At 61.4% G+C, this 21,108-nt stretch carries 17 protein-coding genes; 10 read left to right on the top strand and 7 right to left on the bottom strand.

What is annotated here, in order from left to right; genetic code table 11:
- Positions 1 to 4 precede the first annotated feature (4 nt).
- Genes AAZQ98_RS02595 through AAZQ98_RS02585 form a run of 3 tightly spaced genes read right to left on the bottom strand, consistent with a single transcriptional unit; the run spans position 5 to position 3,819 of the window.
- The gene (locus tag AAZQ98_RS02595; RefSeq protein WP_434689595.1) at positions 5 to 1,390 is read right to left on the bottom strand and encodes a GntP family transporter; all 1,386 of its coding nucleotides are present in this window, start codon (positions 1,388 to 1,390) and stop codon (positions 5 to 7) included.
- 58 nt (positions 1,391 to 1,448) lie between these two features.
- Complete coding sequence (locus AAZQ98_RS02590; RefSeq protein ID WP_434689593.1) at positions 1,449 to 2,342, bottom strand: NAD(P)-dependent oxidoreductase; 894 nt, start codon at positions 2,340 to 2,342, stop codon at positions 1,449 to 1,451.
- A gap of 28 nt (positions 2,343 to 2,370) precedes the next feature.
- Complete coding sequence (locus AAZQ98_RS02585) at positions 2,371 to 3,819, bottom strand: four-carbon acid sugar kinase family protein (protein WP_434689592.1); 1,449 nt, start codon at positions 3,817 to 3,819, stop codon at positions 2,371 to 2,373.
- 168 nt (positions 3,820 to 3,987) lie between these two features.
- Between AAZQ98_RS02585 and AAZQ98_RS02580 the strand changes: the two genes are divergently transcribed.
- The gene (locus AAZQ98_RS02580) at positions 3,988 to 4,689 is read left to right on the top strand and encodes a FadR/GntR family transcriptional regulator (RefSeq protein WP_434689591.1); all 702 of its coding nucleotides are present in this window, start codon (positions 3,988 to 3,990) and stop codon (positions 4,687 to 4,689) included.
- Between the two features lie 125 nt (positions 4,690 to 4,814).
- Here AAZQ98_RS02580 and AAZQ98_RS02575 read toward each other — a convergent pair whose 3' ends face one another.
- Positions 4,815 to 5,732 (bottom strand): LLM class flavin-dependent oxidoreductase, encoded by a 918-nt coding sequence (locus tag AAZQ98_RS02575; protein ID WP_434689589.1) that lies wholly within the window; start codon positions 5,730 to 5,732, stop codon positions 4,815 to 4,817.
- Positions 5,733 to 6,012: 280 nt separating this feature from the next.
- On the opposite strand from AAZQ98_RS02575, the gene AAZQ98_RS02570 reads away from it, so the two are divergent.
- Both AAZQ98_RS02570 and AAZQ98_RS02565 read left to right on the top strand, forming a co-directional pair.
- Positions 6,013 to 6,489 (top strand): hypothetical protein, encoded by a 477-nt coding sequence (locus tag AAZQ98_RS02570; protein ID WP_434689588.1) that lies wholly within the window; start codon positions 6,013 to 6,015, stop codon positions 6,487 to 6,489.
- 136 nt (positions 6,490 to 6,625) lie between these two features.
- A complete protein-coding gene (locus tag AAZQ98_RS02565; protein ID WP_434689586.1) occupies positions 6,626 to 8,512 on the top strand; it encodes a glycerophosphoryl diester phosphodiesterase membrane domain-containing protein in 1,887 nt (628 codons plus the stop codon).
- Positions 8,513 to 8,522: 10 nt separating this feature from the next.
- Here AAZQ98_RS02565 and AAZQ98_RS02560 read toward each other — a convergent pair whose 3' ends face one another.
- Positions 8,523 to 9,755 carry a glutaminase gene (locus AAZQ98_RS02560; protein WP_133833961.1) on the bottom strand — a complete coding sequence of 411 codons (1,233 nt, stop codon included), beginning with the start codon at positions 9,753 to 9,755 and terminating at the stop codon, positions 8,523 to 8,525.
- Between the two features lie 159 nt (positions 9,756 to 9,914).
- On the opposite strand from AAZQ98_RS02560, the gene AAZQ98_RS02555 reads away from it, so the two are divergent.
- The gene (locus tag AAZQ98_RS02555) at positions 9,915 to 10,118 is read left to right on the top strand and encodes a hypothetical protein (protein ID WP_434689585.1); all 204 of its coding nucleotides are present in this window, start codon (positions 9,915 to 9,917) and stop codon (positions 10,116 to 10,118) included.
- A 124-nt stretch (positions 10,119 to 10,242) separates the two neighbouring features.
- Here AAZQ98_RS02555 and AAZQ98_RS02550 read toward each other — a convergent pair whose 3' ends face one another.
- Complete coding sequence (locus AAZQ98_RS02550) at positions 10,243 to 10,869, bottom strand: TetR/AcrR family transcriptional regulator (RefSeq protein ID WP_434689583.1); 627 nt, start codon at positions 10,867 to 10,869, stop codon at positions 10,243 to 10,245.
- Positions 10,870 to 11,088: 219 nt separating this feature from the next.
- Here AAZQ98_RS02550 and AAZQ98_RS02545 point away from each other — a divergent pair, with 219 nt between their 5' ends.
- From AAZQ98_RS02545 to AAZQ98_RS02535, 3 genes are all read left to right on the top strand, one after another.
- The gene (locus AAZQ98_RS02545) at positions 11,089 to 12,378 is read left to right on the top strand and encodes an MFS transporter (RefSeq protein ID WP_434689582.1); all 1,290 of its coding nucleotides are present in this window, start codon (positions 11,089 to 11,091) and stop codon (positions 12,376 to 12,378) included.
- 21 nt (positions 12,379 to 12,399) lie between these two features.
- Complete coding sequence (locus AAZQ98_RS02540) at positions 12,400 to 14,625, top strand: family 78 glycoside hydrolase catalytic domain (protein ID WP_434689580.1); 2,226 nt, start codon at positions 12,400 to 12,402, stop codon at positions 14,623 to 14,625.
- 226 nt (positions 14,626 to 14,851) lie between these two features.
- The gene (locus tag AAZQ98_RS02535) at positions 14,852 to 17,116 is read left to right on the top strand and encodes a beta-glucosidase (RefSeq protein WP_434689578.1); all 2,265 of its coding nucleotides are present in this window, start codon (positions 14,852 to 14,854) and stop codon (positions 17,114 to 17,116) included.
- 67 nt (positions 17,117 to 17,183) lie between these two features.
- On the opposite strand, the gene AAZQ98_RS02530 is transcribed toward AAZQ98_RS02535, so the two are convergent.
- Positions 17,184 to 17,864, bottom strand: a complete 681-nt coding sequence (locus AAZQ98_RS02530) for a hypothetical protein (protein WP_434689577.1) — start codon at positions 17,862 to 17,864, stop codon at positions 17,184 to 17,186.
- 224 nt (positions 17,865 to 18,088) lie between these two features.
- Here AAZQ98_RS02530 and AAZQ98_RS02525 point away from each other — a divergent pair, with 224 nt between their 5' ends.
- From AAZQ98_RS02525 to AAZQ98_RS02515, 3 genes are all read left to right on the top strand, one after another.
- Positions 18,089 to 19,087: an oxygenase MpaB family protein gene (locus tag AAZQ98_RS02525; protein WP_434689575.1), complete on the top strand. Its 999-nt coding sequence runs from the start codon at positions 18,089 to 18,091 to the stop codon at positions 19,085 to 19,087.
- Positions 19,088 to 19,223: 136 nt separating this feature from the next.
- The gene (locus AAZQ98_RS02520) at positions 19,224 to 20,630 is read left to right on the top strand and encodes an NAD-dependent succinate-semialdehyde dehydrogenase (RefSeq protein ID WP_434689574.1); all 1,407 of its coding nucleotides are present in this window, start codon (positions 19,224 to 19,226) and stop codon (positions 20,628 to 20,630) included.
- Positions 20,631 to 20,688: 58 nt separating this feature from the next.
- Positions 20,689 to 21,105 carry a nuclear transport factor 2 family protein gene (locus AAZQ98_RS02515; RefSeq protein ID WP_434689572.1) on the top strand — a complete coding sequence of 139 codons (417 nt, stop codon included), beginning with the start codon at positions 20,689 to 20,691 and terminating at the stop codon, positions 21,103 to 21,105.
- Positions 21,106 to 21,108 lie beyond the last annotated feature (3 nt).

Here is a 21,108-nt window from a genome sequence, read left to right as displayed (position 1 = left end):
ATAATTACACTCCTGCAGCGGTGATGATGGCGTAGGTGATGGCGGTGAGCGCGAATCCGGCCACGCCCAGCACCGTGGTCAGCACGGTCCAGGTGCGCAGGCCCTCGGCCACGGACAGGCCCAGGAAGCGGGTGACAATCCAGAAGCCCGAGTCGTTCACGTGGCTCAGGCCGAAGGCGCCGAAGCCCACCGCTGCCAGGATCAGTGCGGTCTGCACGGTGGAATAGCCGCCGGCTTCCACTGCTGCGGCCAGCAGGCCGGTGGTGGTGATGATCGCGACCGTGGCGGAACCCTGCGAGGCGCGCAGGATGGCGGCCAGGATGAAGGCCATCACGATGATCGGCAGTCCTGCCGAGGACAGCGACTGCGCCAGCACGGTGCCGATGCCCGATTCGGTGAGCACCTTGCCGAACACGCCGCCGGCGCCGGTCACCAGGATCACGATGGCCGCCGGGGCCAGGGCGGAGTCCATGACCTTGCCGGTCTGCTCGCTGGTCCAGCCGCTGCGCACGCCCAGCAGGTAGTAGGCCGCCAGCACGGTGACCAGCAGCGCGACAGCAGGGGATCCGACAAAGCCCAGGATATTCGCGGCAGTTGATTCCGCGGGCACCAGCGAACCGCCCACGGTGCCGAGCATGATCATCAGGATCGGCAGCAGGATCATGGAAATGACCATGGACGAGGTCGGGGCCTTGGTCTTGGTCTTGGCCAGGGTGGTGCCGGCTCCGGAAGCGCCGAAGGATTCGAACTGCTCGGCGGTTTCGGGAAGCATCGGGATCTCGCGGCGGTTGATGCGCTTGGCCACGAAGTAGCTCAAGACGCCCAGCGGGGCGCAGAACGCCAGGCCCAGGATGGTGGCCCAGCCGATGTCGGCGCCGAGGATCTCAGCGCCGCCGACGACACCCGGATGCGGCGGAACCACTACGTGGATGGCCAGCATGATTGCGCCCACCGGCAGGCCGATCTTCACCGGCGGAACGCCCAGGGCCTTGGCGAAGCCGTAGATGATCGGCACCAGGACGATGAAGCCCACGTCGAAGAACACCGGAATGGCCAGCAGGAAGGCCGCGGTGGTCAGCGCGGCGATCACCCGGCGCGGGCCGAAGAGCGCGGTGAAGCGGGTGGAAAGCACCTGGGCTCCACCGGAAATCTCGATGACCTTGCCGAGCATCGCGCCCAGGCCCACCAGCACGGCCACGCTGCCCAGCGTGCCGCCCATGCCAGTGGTCACCAGGCCGGCCACCTCCTGGATGGGGATGCCCGCGGCCAGGGCCACGAGCATGCTGACCAGCAGCAGGACGATGAAGGCGGGCATCTTGAACTTGATGACGCCGAGCAGCAGCAGGGCCACTCCGGCCACTGCGATCAGTAGCAGCATTAGCGGGCTCATGGGTTGTGTCGTCTCCTTTGACGCGGTGCGCGGGTGTCGAACCCGCGCGCTGATGACTTTACTGGGCAGCCTTCGGGGCTACGACCTTGATGACAGCGGAATCGTCGGCCGCGGCCAGCTCGTGGGCTTCGCCCAGCAGGTAGAGCTGTTCGGCCGCCGAAGCCACCGGGGTGGACAGGTGCAGGGAGCGGGCCGCGGAGGTCACGATGCCCATGTCCTTGACGAAGATGTCCAGGCGCGAGAGCACTTCGGCGCCATCCTCGGAGTAGGCCTCGAGCATGCGCGGGCCGCGGTTGCCGAGCATGAAGGAGTTCGCGGCGCCGGCCTGCAGCGCTTCCAGGGTGGTGGCCTGGTCCAGGCCGAGCTTGTCCGCCAGGGCCAGGGCCTCCGCGGCCGCGGCGATGTGCACGCCGCACAGCAGCTGGTTCACCGTCTTCAGGGCCTGGCCATCGCCGGGCTTGTCGCCCACGATGCTCAGGGTGGAAGCCAGCAGCTCCAGCACCGGGCGGACCTTCTCCAGCTGCGCCGGCTCAGCGCCGACCACGATCAGCAGGTCGCCTTCGCCGGCGCGCACCGGGCCGCCGGAGAGCGGCGCGTCCACCAGGCCCAAGCCCAGTTCGGCCAGGCGCTTGGCGGTGGCGGGCACTGCTTCCAGGCCAACGGTGGAGGTCAGGATGACCACCGCGCCGGTTTTCAGCTGCCCGGCCACGCCCTGCTCGCCGAAGAGCACGGCATCCAGCTGCTCGCCGTTGCGTACTGCCAGCAGCAGTGCATCAGCGCCGGTGACCGCTTCGCGGGCGGAAGCGTAGGTAGCGATGCCCGACTGGCTGGCCAGGGCCATGCGTTCGGCCGAGATGTCGAATCCGTTGACTTCCAGCTTGGTGGCCAGGCGGGTTGCCATGGGCAGGCCCATGGCGCCCAGGCCGAGGACTGCAACTTTGGTAGTGCTCATTGGGATCTCCAAGAAATTGTAAAGATGGTTAGAAAGTGGCGCTCAGCTTGGCGGTGACGGCGGTCAGCGAGCTGTCGTCGCCCACGTTGCCGGCGAAGACGATGTAGGGGATGCCGGCGGCAGGTCCGTCCACCGATTCCCAGAGCGAGACAATGCCCGGGAGCATCGGCCCGCGCACGATCGCATGGCGGATTTCCAGGCCATGGGCGGCGACATCCGAGGAGGTGATCCCGCCCTTGGCGATCACGAAGCGCGGGGGAGTGGCATGCAGGATCAGGTTGACGACCGAAACCACCGCAGCGCTCACGGTGCGGGCGATCTCCAGCGACTGCGCCGCGTCATCGGTTTTCACCAGCTTGCGCGAGGTGTGCACGATGACATCCTGGGTGGCCAGGGCGGCGCTGATCTGCGCGGCCTTGCCCTTGAGGTAGGCCTCGGAGCCGTCGGCGAGGATTTCCGGGACATCCAGCTCGATCACCGTGGCATTCGAGTGCCGGCTGGTCAGGTCGGCCAGCTGGCGGGTGGTCACGCCCACGTGGGAGCCCACCACGATCAGCCCGCCGTCGGTGCGCCGCTCGGCGCCGTTGCCCGCGTAGATCTCCTCGGCGGACAACGGCTGGCGCTGCTGCTGGCCGATGCGGGCGCGCACGAAGGGCGGGCCCACGCGGCACAGCACGCGGGTTCCGGCCGCTTCGGCCTGCTGCAGGCCCTCGGACAAGGCCAGCAGGTCGTTTTCCGTGACGATATCCGCGGTGGCGACCTGCGCGTTGGAAGCTTCGGCCAGGCGGGTGGCGATGGAGGAAGCGCCGGAACGGATGGTGTCCAAGTCCAGGACCATCACGTCCTTGGCCGCGATGCGCCCGGCGGTCTTCTCGGCGACGTAGTCCGGCAGATAGCTGGTGCTGAATCCGAAGGTGGCGTCTTTGGCGAACTCCGTCTGGCTGACCTTGGCGACCTGGCCATCGATGGTGCGCATGTAGTGCTCGCCGGCCACGGTGATCCGCCCGGCTTCGCCGAAAGCAGGAACCATCAACACGGCATCCACCGAAGAATCCGGATCCACGGCCGCCGCGGTGGCGGCCAAGGTGTCGGTTTCCAGCGGGAAATGCCCGCGCAGGGTGGAGTCGCTGCGGCTGACAAAGGACACCGACAGGCCGGTTTCCGCCGCTGCCTGCAGGGCGGCCCGGGCCACCTGCTCATTGCGCAGCGCGGCGTCGCCGGCGTCCAGGGAGCGGGCGTTGGTGAGCACGTAGACGGCCAGCGGGCGTTCGCCATCCAGCTGCAGGTCGAAGGCCCAGCGGAAGTCCTCGACGTCCCAGCGGGTGAGCACCGGAAGGTTGCTGACCGATTGGGTTCCGGTCGGGTCGTCATCCAGGACCACCAGCACGCTGCCGGTGGAGTGCGCGGCCTCGGCGATTTTCGCGGGCGCGATCTCGCGCTCCGGGAGGTATCCGGCGAGCAACTCGGACTCAAGCATGGTCAAGGACTCCTTCGTCATTGGGCAACGTCTTGGCATCATAGGTAAGATGTCAGACATCTGTCATGACGATTAGTGTTACATGGATCGCGGTCGGCCGCAACTGCCTGCGGGACATAGACTGGACAGGTCTTTGGCGGGATGAATTGTCCCGGGGATGGAGGAAGCATGGCCCGGAAGTCATTGGTCGTAGAGGTCGCCGACAGCGTCTTGGACCGCATAGTCAGCGGTGAACTGTCGGTTGACGAGTTGATTCCTGGCGAGCTGGAACTCTGCGAGACCCTGGAAGTCAGCCGGATGACGGTGCGCGAAGCGATCAAGACACTCGCGGCGCAGAACATCATCCGCGTCGAACGGGGCCGCGGGACCTATGTGAATCCGGTCAACATGTGGAACTCGCTGGAGGCGGTAGTGCGCGCCACAACCGCCGGCGTGGGGGCGGCCGCGGCCGCCGTGCAGCTGATCGAGTTGCGCCGCATGCTGGAGACCGGCGCCTGCGAGCTGGCCGCCTCGCGGATCACCGAGGAGCAGATGGCAGCAATGGGCGAACTGCTCGAAGCCATGCGCGCAGCACACGCGGCCAAGGATTTGGACGGTTTTGTCGAAGCAGACCTGGAATTCCACGACGTGATCCTGCGGGCCTCCGGAAATGTTTTCGTTTCGGCGCTCTACGAGCCGCTGGGCCGAGTGCTCTCCTCACGGCGGCGCGAGACCAGCGCCTTCGCGCAAATCCAGCAGCACGCCATCGCCGAGCACGAGCAGATCCTCGTTGCGCTACAGCGGCGCGACAGCTCCCAAGCACGCCAAGCCATGGATAACCACATGCAGCAAACGCTGGATGATTTGAATACCTTCGTGCTCAATCGGTAGCCACCGGGCCAATTGCCGTTTGGCACCCTGGCGGGAACGCGGTATCCAGGGATATGGAGTGCATCCCTGCGTGCTGGGCCATCAGCAGCTGACCGGGATGCATGGCAATGACGCAGAAGCCGAGCTCAGGCGTTGAAGCTCTGGGCGAGCAGGCGATAGGCATCCAACCGGTCTGCCGGGTCGCAGACCAAGGTATTGAGCATCAGCTCATCGGCGCCGTGCTCCTCGGCCAAGGCCAGCAGCCGGTCGCGGACCTGGTCCGGGGTGCCTACGATCAGCGCTTTGCTGCGCTCCTCGGCACGGGCCCGTTCCTGCGCATTCCACGGGTGGCTCGCCGCTGTTGCCGTCGAGGGGATCGGTCCATCGTGGCCGAGGTCCTTGCGCACACGCCAGAGCAAGAGCGCATTGGCCAGGGCCTGCGCCTTCTCTTCGGTCGCGGCGGTGGCAAAGCGAACGGCCAGCACGGTGTGGGCGGCATGCCCTGCGTTGGCCGCGGCTTCGCGGTAGGCCCGGGTGGCAGGCTCGCCGCCAGCAGGGCGCAGGAAGTGGCCATGGACGTAGCCCGCCCCGAGCGTTCCGGGCAAGGGCGCGGTGGAACCGCCGGCGCCCAGAACCCAGACGCGGCCTGCCGGTTCGGTATCCGAGGGCTCATGGACGGCGTCCGAATCATGCACCAGGGCGGCAATCTTCTGCGCGTAATGCGGGTCCGAGAGCGCAGCACGGCCCACGCCGAGGTCCACCCGGTCCGGGTGCACGGCGGCCAGCAGGCCCATGGCTTCTAAGACCTTCTGCGCCTGGTAGTACGGCAGCAAGATGGCACCGGTGCCGACCCGAATGGTCTCCGTGCGTTCCAAAGCCAGCGCGGTCATCATTTCCGGGGCGGCACTGGCGAAGGATTTCGAATGGTGGTGCTCGGCAAACCAGATGCGGTGGTAGCCCAGCGCTTCCGCATCCTGAGCCAATTGCAGGCCGCTGGACAAGGCCTGGCCTGCGGTGGGGGCATGCTCGGTTAGCGGGACCTGGTCAAGTATGGAAAGCCTCATGCAGGCAGGCCTGCTTTGCGATTCTCCGGGGCAAGCTGCAGCTGCATGATCATGTCCTTTCAGCGGCGAGGGTCCAGTCAGTGAGCTTACCGCGTCGCGCAGGGCAGCGGGGCATCCAAGACGCGGCAGGCAGGGGAGCGCTGGCGATCCTTGCCTCCACCCTGAGGGGGAGGCGGGGCAACGGATATCATTCCCGGTCGGGAGGACATCGCCGGCGCACGGATCTAGTGTTGACACGTAGAGAAAGCAGCAGCTGCGTCCACCTGAGAAAAGGAATCCCGTGCACGGCACTTCGCGTTCAGCATCCAACCGCACTTCGACCTGGCTGGCGGCCTGGTCCGCCGCCCTTGCCCTCGGCATAGGCCTGACTGGCTGCGGCGCCATTGAAAGCTATGACAAATCGATCGCGGATGCCTGGGCGGTGACCTACGAGGTCACCGTGAGCGGGGAAGCCGCCGATGAGCTGAGCGATGTGTCCTACCTGGACTCGCCCAGCCGCGGCGAAGACTCGGCCGAAGTGACCGAGGAAGCGGTGGCCACCACCAGCGGTGCTGGCAAGAACAGCGAATCAACCTGGACTGCCCAGAGCGTCATCACCGCCGAAAAGGATGCAGCCATCGCGGCTACGCCGGCCGCAGGCAGCACCGCCACCTGCCGGATCCTGCTCGACGGGGTGAAGGAGATCGCGGCGCAAACCGGCAAGCCCGGCGAACGCGTGGAATGCGCGGTAACGACCCCTGCCTTCGGGGAAAAATAGCCCTGCCATCGCCGCCCCGAGCAGGCGAGGTATCCAGCTGCCATCCAGCAGGCGCACAGCGAACGGCACGTGGCGGCGATAGAATTGCAAGGAGCCGCCGAGGTGTACCCGGCGGGCGGGAAGGCATAGCAAAGCAGTGGCCCCAAGGATTCCATCGCGCAAGGACAGGCAGAACTTTCCTGCCGCTGCGCTGCCCTCAGGCCGCGGCCTGCCTGCCCTGGGGCAGATCCTCGGTTTCCTGCTGCGCGTGCTGAAGCTTGGCCACGTGCGCGTTTTCCGCTACCTGGCGGTGATCACCACCCTGCAGGCAGCTAATGGCCTGCTGGTCATCCCTGCGATCAAATACCTCTTCGGCCTGGCGCTGGAGAACAGCAAGCTGAACAACGTCACCGACCGGACCTACACCGCGCTGCTGGCCCATCCGGTCTCGGTGCTGCTCCTGCTGGCCATCGCGGTGCTGGCACTGGGCGCGGTGAGCGTGCAGTTCGTGGCACTGATCGTGATGGTCAACCGCCAGCAATCCGGGAAGCCTCCCAACCTGCGGGCCGAGTGCCGCGAGACCGCCGCCTGCCTTGGCCGGATGCTGTCCTACCCCTCGCCGCTGATGATGGTGTACTTTTTCCTCGCCCTGCCGCTGGGCGGCTTGGGCCTGTCTTCCGTGCTGATCCAGGGTGTGGGCATCCCGCCCTTCGTGACCCGCGAGTACCTCAAAGCGCCGCTGAGCACGGGGATCTACCTGCTGATGATCGGGGCGATCATCTACGCCAACCTCCGCCTGGTGCTCACCTTGCCGCTGCTGGCTGTCGGGCCGAAGCGGCCGCTGGCCGCCTTGGGCACCAGCCTGAAGGCCACGCACCGCAACAGCCTGCGCTACCTGCTGCTGATCGGGATCCCGCTGGGAGTCTGCGCCCTGTGCGTCTCGCTGCTGGTCGAGGCGCTGGTATGGACCTCGGATCTGGCCGCCAATCTGCTCGGCGTGCAGAACTCCGCGCTGGTGGCGACCTTGTGCATCGGCGTGGGCCACACGCTCGGTTTCCTGCTGATCGGAGCCGCGACCGTGGTGGCGATCCAGGTTGTGGTGGCCCTGAGCCGCGAGCACCTGGCACTGCCTATCACCCTGCAGGAACGCTCGCAACGGCATCGCAGCGCGCAGTCGCGCGCACTGAAGGCCACCGCCGGGACCGCGGCCGCGGCCTTGGTGCTTTCAGCGAGCTTTGCCGCATCCCCTGCCTTGGGGCAGACCGCAACGGGAGCCGGGGACGCGCAGATCCTGGCCCACCGCGGCTACTCGGCAGGCGGGGTGGAAAACACCTTGGGAGCCCTGGAAGCCGCGGCAACGCATCAGGCCGACATCGTCGAGGCCGATTTCCAGGAAACCGCGGACGGGCATTTCGTAGCCAGCCACGATACCAACCTGCTGGTGGTCGCCGGGGTGAACCGGAACATCCACGAGATGACCCTGGCCGAAGTCCGGAAGATCACCGTGCGCGAAGGCGGCTTCGCCGACCGCATCCCCACCATGCAGGAGTACCTGGAGCACGCCGATGAGCTGGGCATCCCGGTGCTCGTGGAACTGAAGGTCACCGGCCACGAATCCAAGGGCTACCTGGAGCGCTTCCTGGCGCAGCTGGACGCGACCGGGACCACCACGCAGAACATCTACCATTCGCTCAGCCCCCGGGCAGTCAAGGAAATCAAGGCGAAACGCCCCGAGCTGCGGGTCGGGCTGACAGTGGCCATGAGCGTGGGCGGGCTGCCGAAGGCAAACGCCGATTTCTACACTCTGGAGCAGGCCTCCTTCACCCGCGAATTCCTGGACCAGGCCCACGCACTGGACCGGGAGGTGTATGCCTGGACCGTTAATGACGAGTCCACCATCCGCGAGCTGCTGGGCCTCGGCGTGGACGGCATCGTCACCGACAACGTGGAACTGGCCATCCGGGACCGCTACCTGGTGGCCAACAACCCCGCCGCGGAGTACCGGGTGGGTTCCGCGCTGGCGTACCTGGACATCTTCCGCTAGATTCCGGCGCTCAGGGCGTCTCCGGATAGGTGCCATCGCCCAAATCCGGATTTGCCAGCGACTGCAGCGGATCATGCAAGAACACCCGACGCCCTTCGTTGCGCAGCCGGCGCAGCCCTTCCAAGGTCATTCTCCGGGCCACATCGGTGAAGGAGAACACCCGGGAAATATCCACGTGCACGTCTCCGTCGAAACGCGACTCGGACATGATATCCAGCAGTTCGGCAGCAGCGGTGAACTGCACGTTGCCCTGCAGCGAGAAGGTCTCGCGCGTGCCGCCGCGCTGCACATCGATGACATCGAGCCGGCCATGGCTCGGGGCCAGCAAGTGCATGCCCATGTCCGTGGACAGCCGCTCGAAGGCCCGCCGCGCCCGCTGGCTGTTGCCGTGCGAATCCAGCCGCGGCGAGAACGCGCCGATGCCCACCTGGTCCGGCAGCACGCCCACCAGACCGCCGGCCACCCCGCTCTTGGCGGGGATCCCGACGCGGGTCAGCCAGTCTCCGGCCCCGTCGTACATTCCGGCCACCGCCATCACCGACATCACCTGGCGGGCCGTGGCCTCGTCCATGATCCGCTCGTGCGTGCACGGCTGCACCCCGCCGTTGGCCAAGGTGGCGGCCATCGCCGACAGATCCGCCACGGTGACCAGGATGGAGCACTGGCGGGTGTAGCCGGTGACCACCTCATGCGGGTCATCGTCGATGATCCCGTGCTTGCGCAGCATGTGGGCCATGGACAGGTTGTGGTCCGCGGTGCCCAGCTCCGAGTTGAAAACCGCTTCGTCGATGCGCAGCCGGCGCCCGGCCAGTGCGGAGAACAAATCCAGTGCCCGGTCAACGCGCTGCTCGCCGGTGGCGTCGGCGCCGACCATCAGGCCGTGGGCGGCGATGGCCCCGGCATTGATCATCGGGTTCTTCGGCCGATTGGTGCCATCTTCCAGCGACAGCTCGTTGAAGGCCTCGCCCGAAGGCTCCACTCCGATATGTTCCAGCACATGCTCCAGCCCGCGGTCCATGATGGCCGCCGCGTAGGCGAAGGGCTTGGAGATGGACTGGATGGTGAACTCGATCCCGGCATCCCCGGCGGTGTAGGTGCTGCCCATGGCGGTGGTCACGGCCAGGGCGAAGAAATCCGGATTGGCGTCGGCCAGCTCGGGAATGTAGCCGGCGCGCTGTCCGGAGGTGTCGTCGCGCAGCGCATCGAGCACTTCGTGGAGGTAATCGGGAATCGGATTCTTCATGTGAGCATCCTTCGGGTTGGGGCTGCGGAGTTCAGGATCAGCAAGTCCGGCTGATGCGGATTCGCGGAGTAATTCCGGCCGTTCGCTGGAAAGATCCCTATGTCCTGATCGTAGACGTCGGCCTGTCGATTCGTCTCTGAGGCGAAAGAATGACACGCGGTGCCCGCCCAGATCCCACTCCTGCGCTGGATCCTGGGCGAAGCTGGCAAGTTCGTTCAGGAGGCGGAGACGATTCCGCTGGTGCCTGCCAAATACCGTCGCGTCGCCAAGCGTGGCGCAAAGAAACTTGGAAATCCCGCTATGGGTGATTGGCTCGAACTGCTGGTGTTCTCAGTAATTCCGATGCAGGCAGCTGGCCCTTAGCGCCGGCAGCATCACAGCAGCAGAACCAGCTGGCGTTTGGCACTGCTTTGTCCATCTGGGCCCAAAGTCCGGACCGCCCTCAGGAACGGCGCGTCGGGGACCTTTCCCCGGAAATCGCGCGCCGCTACAGCTTCTCCACCAATTGCGAGAGGGAGCGCCTCAGATTCATCACGTCTTCGCCTGAGAGCCGCCGGCATGCCTCTACGATAGATTCTTCCAAGTCAAAGTCGCGACTTACCAGCCATTGTGCTTGCAATCCATCCCATACCGCCACGAGCTGTCTTGCGAATTCATCGGGATTAAGATCTGGATGCGCGGCTCCCGTTCGCTGGCGTTCGCGCAGCAAATTGGCGTTGTTCTCCAATGCGTACCGGTGGTGTTCACGGATGTACTCGTGTGCTGGGTGATTGGCATCGGAGGCACTTGCAAGCATTTCAGTGAAGAGCCGGATTCGATTCGGCTCACTGACACCTCGGCGAGCAACCATGCGAAGGAAGTCGATATCCGCGAGAAGTCCGACTTTGGAATATTCGCTGCGTTCTCTCTCATCTGCTGCAGCTAGTGCGGCGACAAATATCTCGTCACGGGTGGGGAAATGATACTGCAACGAAGATTCAGAGATGCCAGCGGCACTGGCTATCTGCGCGATGCTGAGGTTTTCGTGGCCAAATTCGACCACCATCTTGAGGGCTGTGTCGGCAATGGCGTTCTTGCGCTCTCGGCTCTTGGCATAAGGTCCCCTGGCTGTCATCTCTCGATCATAACAAACTGGGCGCAAGCCTGAAATTTAAGCTAGTTTTGCAATCCAGATCACAATTTTCCTTGCATTAGGATCTGAATGTAGGGTTCAATACCAATATTGAAACCTTTCAATAGTTCGTTTTCCAATGCCCGGCTTTCGGGCTGGACTGTTGGGGTGACCGCGTGGGGACGACTCATGCGGGATCTGAAGAGACCTCGAGGGGGAGGCATGGCACTCGCTGCAAGTGAAAACAAGACCAAAAGGCGTGCGTGGTACGTAGGGGTGGTTGCCGGGATGGCGTCCTACATTGATGCAGCAGCCATCGTTTCCAACGGAATTGCGTTGGTTCTTTACCAGGGCGTGATGGGTCTTAGCGACCTTCAATTCGGCATCCTGTCCGCTGCACTGACATTCGGCATTGCCGTTGGAGCTCTCGCTGGCGGCCGGCTCGGAGACCGATTCGGCAGACGCGTGATCTTCATTGTCACCATGGCCATGATCGTTCTCGGCAGCCTACTCAATGTTCTGGCTCCTGACTTCACAGTCCTCTTGCTAGGTGTCGTCATGGTGGGCTTAGGTGCAGGTGCCGACCTGCCGGTGTCACTAGCGACGATTGCGGAGTCATCAACCGACAAGAATCGCGGTGCAATAATCGGATTCAGCCACATGCTTTGGAGCATTGGCGTATTGGCCACGACGATACTGTCTAGCATTGTCGGCGGTATGGGCCACCTTGGCGGACAAGCGCTTTATGCCCATGTCGGAATCGTGGCATTCGTAGTCTTGCTACTTCGTTTCACCATTCCCGAGTCGGAAGAATGGCTTGCAGCGCGACAGCATAAGAACCAGAGCGGTGGAACGCCACTAGAAGCCCAAGCAGGTTCGTTGAAACTATTGTTGAGCCCGCCCTTTGCGCGCCCGTTCATCGCCCTCATCGGTTTCTACGCTCTCGTCAATCTTGCCGCAAACACCGGTGGCCAGTTTGGAACGAAGATCGCGGTCGAAGTTGTCGGCTTGTCGGTTCAGCAAAGTTCACTGATCGGTTTGGCCTTCTTCCCGCTGGCGATAGTCGCTGGCCTGTGGTTCATGAAGATTGTCGGGACACCGCGAAGGATGGCCTACTTCGTGTCCGGTGCGGTTCTGCTTGTCGCTTCGAACTTCATTCCGGTGATCTTTGGGTTCACAGTGCCGGTCTTTATCGTTTCAGGGCTCTTCAGCCTATTCGGCATGGCCTTCGCCTTTGAAGCGATCATGAAGGTCTGGACCCAAGAATCCTTCCCCACACTGCTCCGGGCATCGGCACAGGGAACAATTCTGGCGATCGCTCGTTTTGCGGCGGGAACTTTGGCTTTCGTAACTCCGGGCCTTCTGGGGTCGCTAGGTCCAAGCGGCCTGTACATCCTCCTGGGAACAGTCACGGCTGCTGGTCTGGTGATGGGCTGGTGGGGTTTTCGTGCACGCCCCGCAACCAGGCGCGAAGCCGGCGAAGGGTGTCAATCTGAACCCGCCAAATATTGAAATAATCGATAGGAACATCTCATGCTTGAATCCGCGAAAATGATTGCCGCCGTCACAACCCGTGAAGCTGCGGCGAGGCTCACCAAAGATATCGCACTGCACAATAGACAACTGAGGCGAGCTGTTCTGCGCGCTACCGCCCACGGCATCTACGAGATCCGCATCAACGGGATTCCTGTTTCCGATGCATTGCTGTCACCCGGGTGGACCTCATACGAATGGCGATTGCAAGTACAGCAAACGGACGTCACCGCGCTTATCACTGAAGCGTCTGAGCTTGAGGTTCTCCTAGGCAACGGATGGTACCGGGGAGATCTGGGATTCGAGAATGCTTTGGCGAACTACGGTGAGGAGATTGGATTCATCGCCGAATTGGAGCTCGAATACACTGACGGTGCCAAAGAGATCATCGTGACTGATTCGTCTTGGCAAGCATGGCAGAGCGATACTGTCGCCAATAGCCTCTATAACGGCCAGCGAATCGATGCCCGCAAGCGTGCTGGCAAGGAACCGTTGGAACTGAAGGAAATCGACTTCGATCATGCGGTTCTAGTCGAGCAGACAGGACCTGCCGTGCAGCGGCAGGAGAGCCTGCGGCCAAAGAGAATCTGGCGTTCGCCCCAGGGTAAAACGCTCGTCGATTTCGGACAGAATCTGGTGGGATGGCTGCGTTTCCAAGTCCAAGGTCCTGCGGGCACCGAGATCACTGTGCGCCACGCAGAGGTACTGGAGCACGACGAGCTCGGTACACGTCCACTGCGCGGTGCTCAGGCTACTGACAATTTCATCCTCTCAGGTGGAACCGACTCGTTTGAGCCGACATTCACATTCCACGGTTTTCGCTTCGCAGAGGTGGAAGGCTGGCCCGGCGAGCTGGGCGTCAATGATCTGGAAGCCGTCGTAGTCCATTCGCAGATGCAGCGTACTGGCTGGTTCGAATGTTCCAGCCCACTTGTCAACCAGCTTGTCAGCAATTCGATCTGGAGCCAGAGGGGAAATTTCCTGGATGTCCCCACGGATTGCCCGCAGCGCGATGAACGACTTGGATGGACGGGTGATCTTGCAGCCTATGCGCCTGCTGCAACTTTCCAGTTCGAAACCAGTGGCATTTTGCATAAGTGGCTTATGGACTTGGCCGCGGAGACTGCAAACAGTGTTCATGGTGTACCCCATGTAGTTCCTGACGTGCTGAAATACTCCAACTACCCGCCAGAGCATGCGGAACTGGAAGCGCTCGTTGCCGGGCCGAAAGCCATATGGGGAGATGCAGCGGTATGGGTTCCAGAAGCACTTTGGAACACCTATGGCGATAAAGACCGGTTGGCGGAACATTACCCGGGCATGGTTTTGCACTTGGAATCGGTTTTTCCGCGGATCTCCGACGATGGCACGTGGCGAGAAGGGTTTCAATTCGGTGACTGGCTGGATCCCGATGCAGCGCCCGAGGAGCCTTGGAAAGCCAAAGCGGATCAAGGCGTGGTAGCCACAGCGTGTCTGTATCGATCAGCTGCGTTTGCGGCTCAAACCGCTGAACTCCTCAACCTGGAAAAAGATGCCGAACGCTGGCGCGACCTGGCGCGTCGGACTCGGCACGCATTTAATCGGGCTTATGTTCAGGATGACGGAACGATCACCTCGGATTGCACCACCGTTTATACCTTGGCGATCTGCTTCGGCCTGCTTAACACACAGGCGGACGCAGCCGCGGGCCGACGATTGGCAGAACTGGTGCGCGAAGCGAAGTACCGGATTTCCACAGGTTTCGCGGGCACACCGTATATCAATCGCGCCTTGACGCAGACTGGCCACATCGACGAGGCCTACCGGTTGCTCTTGGAAACGGAAAGCCCTTCGTGGCTATACCCGGTGCGCATGGGTGCTACCACCATCTGGGAACGCTGGGACTCCATGCTGGAAGACGGGACCATCAACCCGGGGGACATGACGAGCTTCAACCATTATGCGCTGGGCGCCGTAGTCGACTGGCTGTATAGCGATGTTGCAGGATTGCAGGCAGCCGAGCCAGGATACGGGAAAATCCTTTTCAAGCCGGTACCAGGCCCGGGACTGGACTACGCAAAGGCGCGGTTTCTCACCACCTACGGTCTAGTTGAATCAGGGTGGAAACGGGAAGCAGACAGAATGAAATTCGACTTCCGAGTACCTCAGGGAGCCACCGCTGAAGTCCACTTGCCGGATGCGAGGATCCACGAGATCGGCCCTGGCCTGCATAGCTTCGAAATCTAAGCGGCGACCGGTTGCGGGCATCTGTCTAGAAGGATCCGCCGAAGACGGAGCCAGCGCTGATTGATTCACCTGCTGTGCTGCCCTTGGGTCGAAGGTCCGCTCGATGGATGCTCCACCACGAAGCCAAGCAACGACGTGCCCTTGAGCCGCACCAAGTTAACCAAGTAATGAACCTGCTGAGCCTTTTCAGCAAGAAAGATCCAGTATGCATCCTCTAGTTTCGAAAATGACCCTGGAAGAAAAAGCAAGCCTCGTCTCTGGCGGGAACTTCTGGCAGACGCGAGCTGTCGAACGGTTGGGAATACCTGCGATCACCATGGCTGATGGGCCGCATGGTGTCCGAATGCAAAAGGAATCTGCCGATCACCTTGGGCTGAATGAAAGCGAACCGGCCACGAGCTTTCCCACGGCAGCGGCCACAGGATCCACCTGGGATGTCGACTTGCTGGAGGAAATGGGCAGGGCGCTCGGCGCGGAGGCCCGGGCATTGGGCGCCGATATCTTGCTCGGGCCAGGGGTAAATATCAAGCGCTCTCCTTTGTGCGGGCGCAACTTCGAGTACTTTTCTGAAGACCCGTTGCTTTCCGGCTCCCTGGGCGCGGCCTGGATCCAAGGCCTTCAGTCCGAAGGCGTCGGAGCCTCGGTGAAGCACTTTGCCGCTAATAACCAGGAAACTGATCGCATGCGCGTCAGCGCGGAAGTCGATGAACGGACTCTGCGCGAGATCTATCTTCCGGCGTTCGAGCGGATAGTCCATGAAGCCAACCCGGCTACGATCATGGCTGCGTATAACAAGCTCAATGGTGTCCACCTTTCAGAGAACTCAAGGGTTCTCGAGGAAATTCTCCGCAGCGAGTGGGGATACCAGGGCTATGTTGTCTCGGATTGGGGCGCGGTCGTGGATCCGGTGGCTTCCATTGCAGCGGGCCTTGAACTTGAAATGCCGTCTTCGGGTCAGCGCAGCCCGAAACGTATCGTCGATGCCATTAACTCGGGAAAACTCAGTGAAGGCTCCCTGGACCAAGCTGTATCCAGAATCATCGCTGTGCATGAGGATCTGCTCGATGGGCGGCCTGAGCCCGGAGCCGTCGATTATCAAGAGCACCATGAACTCGCGCGGAGAATCGCGGCCGCGAGCACCGTCTTGCTGGCCAATGAAGGTCACCTGCTCCCACTTGACCCTGAGAGCGGCGGTACCGTCGCTGTCATCGGTGAATTTGCAAGAACGCCGCGGTATCAAGGAGCAGGCAGCTCCCACATCAATCCAATCCGGTTGGACAATGCCCTGACGGCCATGGGGGAGGCCTCATCGCGTGAGATGGTCTTTGCACCAGGATTCACCTTGGATGGAAGCGATGCCCCCGAGCTGCACCATGAAGCCGTGGAGCTTGCGCAGAACTCCAGCGTTGTGGTGCTGTTTCTCGGTCTTCCAGCGCAGGAAGAGTCTGAGGGGTTCGACCGGCAACATTTGCATTTGCCCCAGGTGCAAATTGACCTCCTTGAGGCGGTCGTTGCCCGGAACCCGAACGTTGCTGTCGTCTTGAGCAACGGCGGAGTGGTGTCGCTGCGAGGGATCCACGGACGAGTACCGGCCATTGTGGAAACCTGGCTCGGCGGGCAGGCTTCGGGATCTGCCACCTCTGATATCTTGTTCGGTCATGCCGAGCCAGGCGGTCGACTTGCCGAGACGATCCCGCTCGAACTGACGCATACCCCGGCCCATGTCAATTGGCCGGGCGATCATGGCGTGGTGCGCTATGGCGAGGGTACGTTCGTCGGATACCGCTGGTATGACGCCACCCAGCGCGAGGTCGAGTTTCCTTTTGGCTTCGGCTTGAGCTATTCCTCGTTCGAATATTCGCAGTTCGCTGTGCACGTTCCCGACGCCAAGGTCGCGCGTGCGGTCGTTTCTCTCACCATTGAGAATGTTGGCGAGCGAGAAGGCTCCGACGTGGTGCAGGTGTACGTTCGCGATCTGGAATCCACGGTGAAACGTTCCCCTCGGGAACTCAAGGGCTTCGCCAAAGTCCTGTTGAAGCCGGGCGAGCGGAAAACGATCGTCATTGAACTGGATGAGCGGTCATTCGCCTTCTGGGGCGATGTGGGCTGGATAGTCGAGCCTGGCGAATTCCAGATCGAAGTTGGGCCAAATTCCCGGGATTTGCCCCATAGCCAACAGATTCGCTTGGACGTTCCTGCACCTGCCAGGGTGCTCCACGCGGATTCGACACTCGAAGAATGGCTGAGTGTGCCAGCAGGCTCTCGAGTGCTTCAAGCGGAAATGGCCCACATGGGTGACGCTGCTGTTCTGGTCAATGATGAAGAGGTCATCCGCCTTCTGGGTTCGATGCCGCTGGGCACCTTATTGAATTTTGCGCGGCAGTCGGCTCAACTGGATTTCAACATCGAGGATAAAGTCCGCGAGCTGCTCGAAGAAGTCGGCCTGGCAGGCAGCTCATCCGGGGTGTATCAGGAAATCCTAGGCCTCTAGGACGGGCGCGCAGACAGCAGCCATCGGGATCAGTTTTGTGCGCCCAGCGCCTGTCCTGTGCGCCTTTCTATTTGCCGGAGGCTTTCGCCTCGATGATCTGGGCGGAGCCCTGAATGAATATCTCGACAGAGTAGTCGAGCTGTTGCCGGTCGTACGTGCTAAGACCCACTGCGGCGATGCGCACGAGGTGGGTGAAGTCGGATTTGTCCACCGTTTCCAAGTCAGACTTCAGCGCGTCGCGCCGAGGCCGTGTGGCGACTTGTCCAGACTGGACGATGTCGCGTGCATGTCCCAGGCACAGTGTGCTCAACATCGTGGCGAGGCGAATGGAATCGACGTCGGCACAGCCTGCCCGGTTGAATTGCGCGAACAGGGCTTCGATGGGTTTGAGCGCAAAGACGGAGCTCGCATCCCCAAACCACAAATGCTCAACGAGCCGTCCCATTTCCAGTACGCCATCAGTCAAGCTGTGAGCGAAGGCTCTGCATGCTTCTTGCCAAGTGGCCGCATTTTCTATTCCTTCGGAGCCGAAGCCGTCGGCAAAGGTATCGCGGGCTACTAATTCCAGCAGCGTTTGCCGGTCTTTCACGTGGTAATTAAGCGCCTTCCGGTCAACATGAAGCTCATTGGCTACGTTCTGCATTGTTAGTGCATTCATATCCATGGTGCGTGCCTTGGCGATGATCTGCTGGATGTTCAATCCAGCTCGCTCGCCCCGGCCGCGGTCCGCTCTAAGTTGCGCCGCCATCTGTTCCTTTCGCCATGTTGTTTTGAGCTGAGTACGCCTGTTGACACTACCAGTATTCGGAACATATGATCGAGACCACTAATTCCCGTTCGGGAATAAGCTTGGAGAAAGGCATGGTGGGTTAAATGGCATCGGTCAGCAGCAAGAGCGGAAGAATCGATCCGGTTGTTACAAAAGAGCGGTTGCTGGGCACGGCGTCGAGGTGGCGAAGATTTGGCGAACCGATGCCAGCTGGTGCCCAAGCTAGTCCGGAAGCCGAGAATGACTACGGAGTCTTCGGCCCGGGCACGGTCGCTTGGGAGATTCTGCTGCATCCGGCCACCATAGTTTTCCAAAGTGCGGCGCAATTCGTCCTCCAGCTCACCTACAAGCCGATCGCTGCAGGCGTCAGGGATTGGGATCCGATCTCCCGCAAAGCACGCACGGGCGAATTGACCGCTTTCGACCTCTTCGACCGGTCGCAGCGTAACTCCGGGATCCATGCACCCATGTGGCTAGGAAATAAGGAAACAGCTCAGCGAGTAGCGAAGCATCTTGGCAATATCCACGCGAAGGTCGCTTCCGACGTTATCGACATTGGGCATCCCGAACTAGGTGGATACTCAGCCAATTCGCCCCGCGAGTCAATGTGGGCCGCGTTGACCGAAATGCATTCAATGCTCTGGGTATATGAAGCACTGGCTTTCAAAGGGCTCCAAGCTCCGCGACGACTGGATCCGGAAAAGAGGGACCAGTTCATCGCAGAAGTGGCCGAATACTGCAAGCTGTTCCCTGCAGCCAACGAGAATCTTCCTACCTCAATGACTGAGCTCAACGCCCTGTACGAACGGGACAAGTCCCTCTTTGGCCACAGTGACACGATGGACATCATCCCGGCCACAGGGGAAAACTTTCCGCGGATCGCTCAGGAATCCATCCGGAAGAATGAGCATCCCTCGCAAATCCGGGTCAAATTGCAGCTGCTGATCCATAACAAGCTCTTCGAATTGCCTGTCCTGGCTTCGGTTTCGGGAAAGACTCGACGCTCAATGGGAATTTCGAAGCGAAAAGAACGACTGGCATTCGCGGTGACAAAGCTGCTCATGCCGTTCATTTGGCTCGTTCAACAACCACTCGTGGAACGGTATTTCATGCGCATGATGTGGGGCCCGGATGCCGTGAAGCTGATCCTGTCTGCACGCAAGCTCCATAAGGAAGCCATGGACTCCCGCGTCGTTGTGTGAGTGCAGAAGAAAATGGTGCAACATCCGTGGCGCACCTTCTATGAAGGCCGCGACTCGACTCGGGCATCCACGCCCCTAAAGAACCCTATGCCCGGCGTCGATGCCGGGGCAATGAGAGAAAGAACAGGCAGCACCCATGAACAGCGTTCCGACGGCAAGTTCAGAGACTTCAACGCGTCTTTACCAGACGATCAACCCTGCTACCGATGAAGTGCTCGACAGCTTCCCGCAGCTCACGGATTCGCAGATACAAGAAACGCTGGAGCGGGCGCATGCGGCCTTCCTAGAATGGAGGCACGTTGCAGTATCCCGAAAAGTCGAGCTTTTCCTCCGAATGGCAGATCTCATCGAAGGAAGCCGCGACGACTTGGCGCGACTGGCAACCTTGGAGATGGGGAAGACGCTGGCCCAGTCGCAAGGCGAAGTTTCCATCGTGGCCTCCATGTTCCGATACTACGCAGACCACGCCCCGCAGATGCTTGCCGATCAGGAAGTGGCAGTTCCTGGGTTCAGCAACGCTTACACACGGCGGGAACCGATAGGCGTCGTGCTCGGAATTGAGCCGTGGAACGTTCCGATGTACCAGGCGATGCGAGCCGCGGTTCCAAATCTCATGCTGGGCAATACGGTGCTCCTCAAGCCGTCGGAAATTTCAGCGGGTTCGACGCTGTATTTCGACAAGCTCTTCCGCGAAGCCGGCTTTCCTGCAGATGTGTACCAGACCTCTCTCATCTCGCGCGAGCAGGTTTCTCAACTCATTTCAGATATCCGCGTCCGAGCGGTGACGCTGACCGGGTCCGACCGTGCGGGAGCCGAGGTGGGGGCGCAGGCCGGGCGAAACGTCAAGCCGGTTGTTTTGGAACTCGGCGGATCGGATGCCTTTATCGTCCTCGATTCTGCGGATGTCGACAAAGCCGTGGCCACTGCCGCTGCGTGGAGGCTGGCTATTGGCGGTCAGGTCTGCGTGTCCCCGAAGAGAATTATCGTCACCGAAGCGGTAGCGGATGAGTTCATCGAAAAATTCACGCAGATCTTCTCAAACCAGATTGTCGGGGACCCATTTGATCCGAGCGTCACGGTCGGGCCGTTGTCCACGAAAGGCGCCGCTGACAGCTTGCAGGCGCAATATCAAGACGCCATCGAAAGGGGCGCAACGGTCTTGGTCCCTGGCGGGAGGATGAATGGCCCCGGAGCCTTCTTCCGGCCGGCGGTGCTGACCGGCATCACCGAGGACATGAGGGTTTTCAGCGAAGAAGCCTTTGGGCCGTTGGGGATGATCTACCGGGTTCCAGATGCCGATTCCGCCGTGCGTCTGGCAAACGTCAGCAAATACGGCTTGGGTGGCACTGTGTTCGGTGAAGACCTGGAAGAAGCGGGACGCACTGCCAGCATGCTTGATACCGGCGCTGTAGGGATCAACGGGTTTATCGGAGCGCCGATAGAAATTCCTTTCGGGGGCACCAAATCATCCGGAATCGGCCGAGAACTCGGCAATACCGGCATGGATCCATTTGCCAACGTCAAGACCTACGGAATCGCCTGATCGGCAACAGTATTCCACTAATCGTAAGCATGAATATTCCCCAATAGAGAGGCACGAAATGTCTGAAACCGACTTGAATCCGTCAACGCTCGAAGACCAGATCGGAATTAACCAGCTCTACTCGAGGTACACACACGCCATTGATGACTTTGATCAGCAAGGGTGGCTGGACACCTTCGCCGAGGACGGAGTCTTTGATATAGATGGCACTGCTGTGCGAGGCCGAGACCAGCTTTCCGTCTGGTTTTCCCAATTCGAAGACTATTCGCAAAAGAGCATGCGGCACTATATTTCAAACATTGGCATATCCGTGGACGGGACAACCGCTGCTGGACGCGCCTACCTGATAGTTCTCAACGTGTCCAATGGCCAGCTCGCCGCCACTGGCACCTACCTCGACTCGCTGAGTAAGAGCGATGGAAAGTGGCGTTTCGAGCATCGTGAGCTATGCACCGATGCGAAAGCAGAGGCTTAGCAG

This window comes from Glutamicibacter sp. Je.9.36, assembly GCF_051129975.1.
In the GTDB taxonomy this organism is placed as follows: domain Bacteria; phylum Actinomycetota; class Actinomycetes; order Actinomycetales; family Micrococcaceae; genus Glutamicibacter.
This window is presented reverse-complemented; position numbering and strand designations above follow the sequence as displayed.

Bases quoted from the DNA above. Each gene is read 5' to 3' on its own strand.
- AAZQ98_RS02545 (WP_434689582.1), top strand. From the start codon at position 11,089: ATGGCACTCGCTGCAAGTGAAAACAAGACCAAAAGGCGTGCGTGGTAC.
- AAZQ98_RS02580 (WP_434689591.1), top strand. From the start codon at position 3,988: ATGGCCCGGAAGTCATTGGTCGTAGAGGTCGCCGACAGCGTCTTGGAC.
- AAZQ98_RS02515 (WP_434689572.1), top strand. From the start codon at position 20,689: ATGTCTGAAACCGACTTGAATCCGTCAACGCTCGAAGACCAGATCGGA.
- AAZQ98_RS02595 (WP_434689595.1), bottom strand. From the start codon at position 1,390: ATGAGCCCGCTAATGCTGCTACTGATCGCAGTGGCCGGAGTGGCCCTG.
- AAZQ98_RS02575 (WP_434689589.1), bottom strand. From the start codon at position 5,732: ATGAGGCTTTCCATACTTGACCAGGTCCCGCTAACCGAGCATGCCCCC.
- AAZQ98_RS02550 (WP_434689583.1), bottom strand. From the start codon at position 10,869: ATGACAGCCAGGGGACCTTATGCCAAGAGCCGAGAGCGCAAGAACGCC.
- AAZQ98_RS02560 (WP_133833961.1), bottom strand. From the start codon at position 9,755: ATGAAGAATCCGATTCCCGATTACCTCCACGAAGTGCTCGATGCGCTG.
- AAZQ98_RS02535 (WP_434689578.1), top strand. From the start codon at position 14,852: ATGACCCTGGAAGAAAAAGCAAGCCTCGTCTCTGGCGGGAACTTCTGG.
- AAZQ98_RS02520 (WP_434689574.1), top strand. From the start codon at position 19,224: ATGAACAGCGTTCCGACGGCAAGTTCAGAGACTTCAACGCGTCTTTAC.
- AAZQ98_RS02525 (WP_434689575.1), top strand. From the start codon at position 18,089: ATGCCAGCTGGTGCCCAAGCTAGTCCGGAAGCCGAGAATGACTACGGA.
- AAZQ98_RS02540 (WP_434689580.1), top strand. From the start codon at position 12,400: ATGCTTGAATCCGCGAAAATGATTGCCGCCGTCACAACCCGTGAAGCT.
- AAZQ98_RS02530 (WP_434689577.1), bottom strand. From the start codon at position 17,864: ATGGCGGCGCAACTTAGAGCGGACCGCGGCCGGGGCGAGCGAGCTGGA.
- AAZQ98_RS02585 (WP_434689592.1), bottom strand. From the start codon at position 3,819: ATGCTTGAGTCCGAGTTGCTCGCCGGATACCTCCCGGAGCGCGAGATC.
- AAZQ98_RS02590 (WP_434689593.1), bottom strand. From the start codon at position 2,342: ATGAGCACTACCAAAGTTGCAGTCCTCGGCCTGGGCGCCATGGGCCTG.